6 protein-coding genes are annotated in these 8482 nt (G+C 64.7%); all 6 read left to right on the top strand.

Translation table 11 applies throughout. The features are described from left to right. Positions 1-270: 270 nt before the first annotated feature. Entirely contained in the window at positions 271-1965 is a 1695-nt protein-coding gene (locus Q0R23_RS12365; protein WP_293913460.1) for an ATP-binding protein, read from the top strand. A 288-nt stretch (positions 1966-2253) separates the two neighbouring features. After that, complete coding sequence (locus Q0R23_RS12360; protein WP_293913458.1) at positions 2254-3519, top strand: ABC transporter substrate-binding protein; 1266 nt, start codon at positions 2254-2256, stop codon at positions 3517-3519. A 290-nt stretch (positions 3520-3809) separates the two neighbouring features. Next, entirely contained in the window at positions 3810-4757 is a 948-nt protein-coding gene (locus Q0R23_RS12355; RefSeq protein WP_293913456.1) for a sugar ABC transporter permease, read from the top strand. Between the two features lies 1 nt (position 4758). After that, entirely contained in the window at positions 4759-5643 is an 885-nt protein-coding gene (locus tag Q0R23_RS12350) for a carbohydrate ABC transporter permease (protein WP_293913454.1), read from the top strand. Positions 5644-5851: 208 nt separating this feature from the next. Next, entirely contained in the window at positions 5852-6202 is a 351-nt protein-coding gene (locus tag Q0R23_RS12345) for a hypothetical protein (RefSeq protein ID WP_293913452.1), read from the top strand. A gap of 52 nt (positions 6203-6254) precedes the next feature. Then, a partial coding sequence (secD, locus tag Q0R23_RS12340) for a protein translocase subunit SecD (protein WP_293913450.1) occupies positions 6255-8482 on the top strand: 2228 nt, incomplete at its 3' end.

The raw sequence follows: 8482 nt of genomic DNA, 5'->3' as shown, positions 1-8482 counted from the left end.
ACTTCAAACTTCCGAGCGACGTTATCGATATTTTCGCCGTTCTGGACGGCTTTGACGATGCGTTCTCTCAGCTCGATACCGTAGCCCCTGGCGCCCACAATCGTTCGCATGTACTTATTATGCCACTTGCTCTAGAGCAGTGCTCCGAATGACGCCACGGGGAAAACAGCCTCCCCGCGCCTCCATTCTGCGCCTTGCTCAGTCAAAACTACTCGCTCCGCTCGGTCATAAAAAGGGTCTTTTATGACATCTGCTCTATACTTTCGTTCCGTGACCACGCCGCCCCCCGTCTCCGAATCCGCGCCGCAGGTGCAACTGGCGGCCAATGTCACGCCCGACGAGCTGGCACGCTACGCCGTGGCGCTGGCCAACACGCGCGGCGGGGTCATCGCCGTCAGCGCGGGTGAGGCGAGCTTCGAGCTGCACCCGTTGCAGGTCACGCACGCTATTTTCGCGCTGAGTGGCGGGCGGCTGAGCGTCAATGTGGTGCGTGCCCAGGGCGGGGCGCTGAGCATCCACGTGCCGCAGGCCCCCTACGTGCTGGCCGCGCCCGACGGCTCGGTGGTCGGCTGGGACGGCGCGGCCTTCGTGCCGGTCAGCCCCGCCGACGCGCCCGCCGTCGCCCAGCAGGACTACACCGCCTCGGTGCCGGTGACCGCCAGCCTGGCCGACCTCGACCCGCTGGAGGTGGCCCGGCTCAGGTCGATCTCGCACCGGGGCGCCCTGTCGGCTTTGCCGGACCTGGACTTTTTGCGTGAACTGGGCCTGGTGGTGGAGGTCGAGACCGGCAGTGGTACGGAGCTGCGCCCCAACATCGCCGGGCTGCTGCTGGCGGGCACGGCGCGGGCACTCAAGGCCCACATTCCCCAGGCCGAGGTGTGTTATTACCACCACGCCACCAGCGATGTGGAATTCCAGTTCCGCGAGGACCTGCTGCGCCCGCTGACGGCGGCCCTGTCGCGCCTATCCGAGCTGATTCAGGCCCGTAACAGCTTTATTCCGGTGCAGGTGGGCCTGTTCCGGATCGAGGTGTGGGATCACGACGAGGCGGTCTACAGAGAAGCGCTGCTCAACGCCCTGACCCACCGCGATTACCAGCTCCGCGACGTGGTGCACGTGCATTACTACCCCGACCGGCTGGAGATCATGAACCCCGGTGGCCTGAGCGGGGGCATCACCGCCGAGAATATCCTGCGCCACCAGCCCAAGCGCCGCAATCCGCTGCTGGCCGAAGCCCTGGCCCGGCTGGGCCTGGTCGAGCGGGCCGGGGTGGGCGTGGACAAGATGTACGCCATGATGCTCCGGCACGGCAAGGAGCCGCCCGAATACCTGACCTACCCCGACGCCGTGACGCTGAGCCTGCACAACCCGGCCTTCGACGCCCGTTTCGTGCGCTTCGTGGCCCGCAAGCAAGAGGAGATGCAGACCTTGTCGCTCGACATGCTGATCGTGCTCTCGCTGCTGGGGCGCGAGGGCTCGGCCACCCGCGCCCAGCTCGCCCGCGCCCTGCAACTGCCCGAAGACCGCACCCCGCGCCTGTTGGGCATGATGGAGGAGCGCAATCTGATCGTCTCCGAGCGGGTCGGGCGGGGCCGTATCAACCGGCTCTCGGCCCAGACGCTCGCCGCGCTGCATGGTCCGACTCAGGGCCAGGGGGCAACCGAAGCTGGGGCAGCCGAAGTGGGGCCAGCCGAAGCGGGGGCAGCCGAAGCGGGCCGGGCCGCTCCGATCAGCCGGGCTCGGACTGGTCAGGCCAGGGCAAATCAGGCCCCATCCGCATTCGGCGCCGCCGAGATGGCCCTGAGCCTGGCGGGCCGCGCTCAGGGCGTGTGCAACAGCGAACTGCGGGGCGCCTGCGAGCTGAACACCCAGGGCGCCTGGCGCATTCTGCGGCGCCTGACGCTGGCCGGGCAACTGCGCAAAGAGGGCCTAGGACCGCGCAGCGTGCGCTACTACCGAATCTGAAGAGTGGAGGGGCAGGGGCAGCTAGGTGTGGGGGCAGCTAGGTGGAGGGGCAGCTAGACAGCCACCGGGGCAATCTTTCAGCCAGGCGTTGTTGCGCAACACGCCGCTCACCGACGCCGAACCGGGCAGGGCGACTCAGGCCCGGCCCATCCCCAACCTAAACGGTTCTTTGGCACATTGACATGATCTTCATCCCGTTGTAGGCTTCCTTTTACCAAACGATCAAACGTGGAACCGCTTCCGCAGGTGCTTTCGCCTGCGCCGTCGGGGTCTCACCTGGAGGACCACATGAAGAAAACCGCCCTACTTATCGCCCTGACGGCTGCCATTTCGGCCAGCGCCGCAAACGCTGCTGGCGTGAGCGTCTCCTTCGCCTGCGACTCGACGGGTAACGGCTTTAACGAGTGCAAGAAAGGCACCGACGCCTGGGCCGCCAAGACCGGCAACAGCGTCAAGCTGCTCCAGGTGCCCGTCGATACCGGCGACCGTCTGGCCCTCTACCAGCAGCAGCTCGGCGCCAAGTCCAGCGACGTCGACGTGTACATGATCGACGTGGTGTGGCCCGGCATCATCGGCAACAGCCTGCTCGACCTGAGCAAGTCGGTGCCCGCTGCCCAGCTCGCCAGCTACTTCCCGGCCATCGTCAAGAACAACACCTACGACGGCAAGCTCGTGGGCGTGCCCTGGTTTACCGACGGCGGCCTGCTGTACTACCGCACCGACCTGATGGAGAAGTACGGCTACAAAGCCGCCCCCACGACCTGGACCGAACTCCAGGCGATGGCCACCAAGATCCAGGCGGGCGAGCGCGCCGCCAACGCCAAGTTCACCGGCTTCGTGTTCCAGGGCAAGAACTATGAGGGCCTGACCTGCGACGCGCTGGAGTGGGTCGCCTCTCACGGCGGCGGCAGCATCGTGGACCCCACCGGTAAGGTCACCATCAACAACCCCCAGGCGGTCGCGGCCATCAAGACCATCGGCAGCTTCGTGGGCACCATCAGCCCCGAAGCCGTCACCACCTACGCCGAGGAAGACGCCCGCAACGTGTTCCAGTCGGGCAGCGCCGCGTTCATGCGCAACTGGCCCTACGCCTACGCGCTGGGCCAGAGCGCCGACAGCCCGGTCAAGGGCAAGATCGGCGTGGCCGCGCTGCCTTCCGGTGAGGGCGGCAAGTCCACCGCGACCCTGGGCGGCTGGCAGCTCGGTGTCAACGCCTACAGCAAGCACCCCAAGGAAGCGGCTGACCTGGTGGCTTACCTGACCAGCAGCGCCGAGCAAAAGCGCCGCGCCATTTCGGGCAGCTACTCCCCGACCATTCCGGCGCTCTACAAAGACGCCGACGTGCTCAAGGCCGCGCCCTTCTTCGGCAGCCTGTTCAACGCCCTCAGCAACGCCTCGGCCCGTCCGGCGACGGCCACCAAGGGCAAGTACAACCAGGTCTCCAACGCCTTCGCCAGCGCCGTCTACAACGTGCTGACCAAGAAGCAGACCGCCGAGGCCGCCCTGGCCGGAGCGCAGGCCCAGATCACCCGCATCAAGGGTCGCGGCTTCTAAGCCACTTCGTTCTGATCGGGGGCAGGAGCATTCCAGGTGGGGTGCTCCTGCTTCACGTCTGCCGGGGGCCGCTGTGAACGCCCCTGAATGGTCAGGGCGCAGCACTTTATGAAGAAAGTCTGGTTCGGAGCGCATCCGGGCACGCCAATAGCGGTAGCCTGGGGCGCGTACAGTAGGTCCAGTTCATGAAGTGCCAGTTGATGAAGTGACAGTTCAGCAGTTCTGCTTGTCAGCGCCGAGCCCCCATTGCGGCCCGCAGGTTTCCGTTTCTCAGCGTTCAGGAGGTGTTTATGGCGATTTCAACCGGTTCCGTGTCCCGGCCCAGGCGGCGGGCAGGTATCGAGACCACGCGGGCGCGCACGGCGATGTGGCTGCTGCTGCCGACCGTGATCGTGCTGGCGCTGGTGGCGGGTTATCCGCTACTGCGAACCATCTACCTATCGTTTACCGACGCCCCGCTCAACTCCAACAGTGGTCCCACGACCTTCATCGGCTTTGACAATTACCTGTTTAAAGGCGAAGACGGCACCTGGACAGGGCTGTTGGTCGATCCGGTGTGGTGGACGGCAGTGTGGAATACCGTCAAGTTCTCGGTGGTCTCCGTCGTGCTCGAAACGCTGCTGGGCCTGATGTTTGCCATGGTGATCAATTCCAAGATCAAGGGCCGGGGGCTGCTGCGAACCGCCATTCTGGTGCCCTGGGCCATTCCCACGGTGGTCAGCGCCCAGATGTGGGCCTGGATGTATCAAGACAACCTCGGCGTCATCAGCCAGTGGGGAAGGTCGCTGGGGCTGCTCGAAGCGGGCCAGTCGTTTTTGTCCAAGACGGACACCGCTCTATGGGCACTGGTGGCCGTGGATGTCTGGAAGACGGCGCCGTTCATGGCGCTGCTGCTGCTGGCCGGGCTTCAGGGCATTCCCGCCGATATGTACGAGGCCGCCGAGGTGGACGGCGCCAGCAAACTCAGGCAGTTCTTCCGCTTGACCCTGCCGCTGCTCACGCCTGCGCTGCTGGTGGCCCTGGTGTTTCGCACGCTGGACGCGCTGCGTGTCTTCGATATGCCGTTCGTCGTCAAGCAGTACGCCCAGGAAACCATGACCATGAGTATCTATGCCCGCCAGAACTTGATCGACTTCGGGACATTGGGCTACGGGAGCGCCGTGAGCTTGCTCATCTTTTTGATCATCATGGTCTTCACCGTCATCTACGTGACCAGCCTGCGCGTGAGGTTCGACTGATATGGCCGTCTCGACTGTTCCGGTGTCCACCGTGCCCAAACGCCGCAGTTCCGCGTTGCAGACTCTCGGCCTCGGCCTGTTCTGGGTACTGATCGTGGTGATCTTGCTCTACGTCCTCTTTCCCTTCTACTGGGCCATCAAGACCAGCCTGACCTCCTCTGCCGACCTGCCGCAGACGGCGCTGAGCTTCTTTCCGCCCAAGCCCACGCTGGAGAATTACGTCACGGTGTTCACCACGCCCTCGTTTCTCTACAGTTTGCGAAACAGCCTGGTAGTCGCGGTGGGCACGGTGCTGATCAGCCTGGTGCTGGCATCGCTGTCCTCCTACGCGCTGGGCAAGTTCCGCTTCAGGGGCAAAACCGCGCTGATGTACATCATTCTGGGGGTGAGTGTGTTTCCGCAAATTGCCGTGCTGGGCGGTATGTACACCACCATCCAGACTTTGAACCTGTACAACAAACCCGGCGGCCTGGTGCTCTCGTACATGATTTTCACCTTGCCGTTCACCGTCTGGGTGCTGACCAGCTTCGTGCGCGAGATTCCCACCGAGCTGGAGGAAGCGGCCCTGGTCGACGGCGCCACGCCCTTACAAACGCTGTTCAAAGTGCTGCTGCCGGTGATGATGCCCGCGCTGGCGACCACCGGCCTGCTGGCCTTCATCAACGCCTGGAACGAGTACCTGTTCGCCCTGACCTACACCAGCGACGACGCCGCCCGGACCGTTCCGGTGGCGATTGCCAGCTTCGGGGGCGGCAGTCAGCACGAGAGCCCGTTTGCGCTGATTATGGCGGCCAGCGTGGTCGTGACCATTCCGCTGATTATTCTGGTGCTGGTCTTCCAGCGCAATATCGTCTCCGGTCTGACGGCTGGAGCGGTCAAGGGCTGAAGGTTTAGCCGCGACCTCAGTACAGAAACCGTCCAGCACAGAAACCGTCCAGCACAGGGCCGGGGCGAGATGCCTGCGGCCCTGTGTTGTGCCCTGTGTTGTGTGCCCTGTGTTGTGTTGGGGGGCCGTGTTGAGGACGTCTTTGGTCAGTTCCGCCCAGGCGATCTTCACGCCGCCCTGCTAGACTGATCTGCCTCTCCAGGACGGTATGAAGAAGATAAAGACCCTTACCTCAATTCCCGCCGTGGCCCGCGTGTTCAAGCTGTGGCCGGGGCTGATCGCGCTGCTGTCCCTGCTGGCGCTGTGGGGCGAGGGCACGGTGCATCCTGAGCGCGGCCCCCGCCCGCTGCTGAGTGCGGGCCAGGTGGCCTTGCCGGAGCTGCGGGCCGTGCCTGCGCCCACGCCGGGGCCGGGCTTACTTGGCAGCCCGGAGGCCCCGCCGAGTGCCGCGTCGCCCGCGCCGGGACAAGCCGTGTCCACCGTTGTGGGTCAGGCCCAGCGCGGCGCCCTTTACCCCGACCTGAAAGTGCTGGGCCGCTTCCAGACCGACGGGGCGTAACGCTGCGGCGTCCGCTCAGCCGTGTTCCCGCCTTCTCTCCTCTGGAGTGCCCATGACCTTTCAAACCCCCAAACGCCCCCAACGGCGCAAAACCGCCGCGCCGGTGCGCCGCAACAACCTGTGGACCACCCTCGCCATCTTCGCGGTGCTGCTGGGCAGCCTGGCCTTCATCTGGCGGCCCTGGCAGCACCGCGCCCAGCTCGGCGAGCTGTGGGGCAGCAATTTCAAAATCGTCACGCTGGGCCTGGACCTCGAAGGCGGCCTGCGCATGACGCTCTCGCCCGAATCCGGCGCGGCCACCAGAGACCAGCTCGATCAGGTCAAGACCATCATCGAAAACCGCATCAACACCCTGGGCGTCACCGAGCCCACCGTGACGGTTTCGGGCGGCAAACGGGTGGTCGTCGAGATTCCCGGCGCCACCCCCGCCGTGCAGGAAAGTGCCCGCCAGATCATCAAGCAGCAGGCCAAGCTGGAATTTCATATCGTGAACGCGGGCGCCAAGCAGGACCCCGCCGAACTCAAGCGCAACCCGGCCTCGCTGGGCTACAAACTCAGTGACCTCGGCCCGGTGGAGGCGACAGGCGGCATCGTCGCGGGCGCACGGGCAAGCATTGATCCGCAGCGTCCCAGCGTCTGGAAAGTGGATGTGGATGTCAACGGCAAGGACACCAAGAGCTTTGGCGACTTCACGGGTAGGAACATCCAGAAGTCGATGGCGGTGGTCCTCGACGGCCAGATCAAGTCGGTGGCGACCATCCAGTCGGCGCTGTACAACAGCTTCCAGATCACCGGCAGTTTCACCTCGCAGGACGCCACCCAGCTCGCGCTGGTGCTCAAGTCCGGCTCGCTGCCGATCAAGATTAAAGTCGACGAGGAACGCGCCATCGGCCCGACGCTGGGCGCCGACGCCATCCGCAGCGGCGCCATCGCCGCACTGGTGGGCATTGGGGCCATCTTCGGGATGCTGTTTTTTTATTACGGCTTCTGGTTCGGCCTGGTCGGGGCGCTGGGGCTGCTGTTCAGCTCGGTGACCATCCTGGGCTTGCTGGGGGGTTTCGGCGCCACGCTGACGCTGCCGGGCATCGCTGGCCTGGTGCTGACCATCGGCGCGGCAGTGGACGGCAACGTGATCTCCTTCGAGCGCATCAAGGAGGAGCTGGCCAAGGGCAAGGGCATCAAGAATTCCATCAACGCCGGATATGAGCACTCGACCCTGACCATCGTGGACGTGAACGCCTCGCACCTGCTTTCAGCTTTGGCGCTCTACAACTACGCCTCCGGGCCGGTCAAGGGCTTTGCGGTCACGCTGATTATCGGCGTGGTGGCCTCGGCCTTCTCGAACCTGGTCTTCGCCAAGTGGATGATGTACGCCCTGGCGAAAAAACGCGATTTCACGGCGCCGTTCCGCATCGGCGTGCCGAAGATCGATTTCATCAAGGCCAGCCCGGTCATCACCACCGCGAGCATCGTGCTGGCGATTGCCGGGGCGACCTTCGTGGGCGTGCGCGGCCTGAATTACGGCGTGGATTTTACCTCTGGCACCAGCATCACGGCCAAAATCAGCACGGCGACCACCACCGAGCAGGTCCGTAGCGCCGTGATCTCGGCGGGCGTGCCGAACGTCACCGGCCAGAGCACCACCGTCCAGCGCGAGATCAGCCCCACCAGCAGCGGCGTGACGTATACCATCAAGGTGCCGCAGCTCAGCAGCGATGAGGTCAAGGCCGTCAGTGCCAAGATCGTGGCCCTGCCCGGCGGCGAGGTCCAGCAGACCGAGACGGTGGGTCCAGCCGTCGGCGCCGAGCTGACCCAGCAGACCATCTACGCCGTGCTGGTGGGCCTGGGACTGATTCTGGTGTACGTCTGGTTCCGCTTCGACTTCGTGATGGGCCTGGGCTCCATCGTCGCCGTGCTGCACGACGTCGCCATCGTGATGGGCGTCTACGCCCTGGCGCGGCTGGAGTTCAACATCGCCTCGGTGGCCGCCCTGCTGACGCTGATTGGGTATTCGCTCAACGATTCGATCATCGTGTCTGACCGCATCCGCGAGAATTTGAAGCTGCTGCGCGGCCAGAGCTACCGCCAGATCGTCAACGCGTCGATCAACCAGACGCTCTCGCGCACGGTCATGACCTCGGTATGCACCATGTTGCCACTCGTCAGCCTGCTGATCTTCGGCGGTCCGGTGCTGCGCGATTTCAGCATTGCGCTGCTGGTGGGCATCCTGGTCGGCACCTACAGCAGCATCTACATCGTCGCCCCGATGGTCGTGCTGCT

The organism is Deinococcus sp., from assembly GCF_025362455.1.
In the GTDB taxonomy this organism is placed as follows: Bacteria; Deinococcota; Deinococci; order Deinococcales; family Deinococcaceae; genus Deinococcus.
This window is presented reverse-complemented; position numbering and strand designations above follow the sequence as displayed.

Coding starts and splice junctions, on each gene's coding strand:
- Q0R23_RS12350 (WP_293913454.1), top strand. CDS start 4,759: ATGGCCGTCTCGACTGTTCCGGTGTCCACCGTGCCCAAACGCCGCAGT.
- Q0R23_RS12345 (WP_293913452.1), top strand. CDS start 5,852: ATGAAGAAGATAAAGACCCTTACCTCAATTCCCGCCGTGGCCCGCGTG.
- Q0R23_RS12355 (WP_293913456.1), top strand. CDS start 3,810: ATGGCGATTTCAACCGGTTCCGTGTCCCGGCCCAGGCGGCGGGCAGGT.
- Q0R23_RS12360 (WP_293913458.1), top strand. CDS start 2,254: ATGAAGAAAACCGCCCTACTTATCGCCCTGACGGCTGCCATTTCGGCC.